Annotated in this window: 2 protein-coding genes; both read left to right on the top strand. The window is 36.5% G+C overall.

Annotated elements, in window-relative coordinates; translation table 11 throughout:
- On the top strand, positions 1 to 257 hold a 257-nt coding region (locus ABZ914_RS51525), incomplete at its 5' end, for a phage distal tail protein (RefSeq protein WP_500201836.1).
- A 26-nt stretch (positions 258 to 283) separates the two neighbouring features.
- A partial coding sequence (locus ABZ914_RS51520; RefSeq protein ID WP_500201835.1) for a phage tail spike protein occupies positions 284 to 1,297 on the top strand: 1,014 nt, incomplete at its 3' end.

Raw genomic sequence — 1,297 nt, 5'->3', positions numbered from 1 at the left:
GACTAGTCGGCGCCCTTACCGCTCGTCCAAGTAGTAGTCCATGTAATGGAATTTATCGCTTGAAATCATCACAGGCTAAAAAAGGCGACCTATTGGAATTTGATTTTCAATCTGGCAATACTTTTATTAATGGAAAAGTAAATAACAACCTCTTAGACCTTGACTCTGATTTTAAAAATATCAGATTGACAACTGGAACAGATTTTTCAAGTTCAAACTATGAGTTAACGATTCAATATAGAAAGGCGGTGCTTTAGTGAGTAATATCTTACTTTTAGATAAGATGCAACAAGTTATCAAAAGTTATGATTCCGATGAATTCATAGAATGTGTTCAGACAAAAGAAATCACAACTAACGCTTCTGAACTAATGAATGACACACTTTCAGTTTCTTTACCTTTTGATGAAACAATTAAAGATGCCAGCTATATTGCAGTTAATGATACGAAAGAACAAGAATTTTCTTTATATCGAATTTTAACCGCAAAAGACGAAGATAATCTGCTTTCATTTGAAGCGATAAATTTTGCAGTCGACGAACTGGACAATTTTATCATTAAAGATATAAGACCTAAAAATAGGTCTTTTTCTTATGTGATTAATCAGCTTTTATCTGATTCAGGTTGTGACTGGGTATTGGGTATCTGTGAACCAATTAAAACAGTTTCCAGCACCTTCTACTATACTTCCATGCGTGAAGCTCTAAAAGCTCTACAAGAGTTAGGTGCAGAGTTTACCTTTTCAATTGAAATTACAGGAAATAAGATTACTAAAAAAATCATTAACTGCTATAACCAAATTGGAAAAATAACCAATAAACGATTTGAATATGGTGAGGAAGTTCTGAAAATTGTTCACCAACAAGACCGCACAAATATTGTCACTGCCCTAATTGGACGTGGGAAGGGTGAAGAAGTTGGGGACGGTTATGGGCGAAGAATTGAATTTTCAGATGTTGAATGGAAAAAGTCTAATGGAAAGCCCCTTGATAAACCTAAAGGTCAAAATTGGATTGAATATCCAGAAATGACGAAAGAATATGGTATTCCATCAAATGGAAAAATGTTACCACGTAAAACGGTTGTTGTCTTTGATGATGTGGAAGGTGCAAGCGAACTTTTACAAAAGACTTATGACCAACTAGCTTATTACTGCCGGCCACTCGTTCAGTTTAGTACTGAGATATTGGGTAGTGATTCAATTGGAAATACTGTTTCAATCCATTGGGGATCCGGGACGTGTTCGGCACGCGGCTGGAACTGCGCCTGGGCGACTCCTACGAATCGGAGATCGACC

The sequence above is a fragment of the Spirillospora sp. NPDC046719 genome (assembly GCF_040645715.1).
Classification (GTDB): domain Bacteria; phylum Actinomycetota; class Actinomycetes; order Streptosporangiales; family Streptosporangiaceae; genus Spirillospora.
This window is presented reverse-complemented; position numbering and strand designations above follow the sequence as displayed.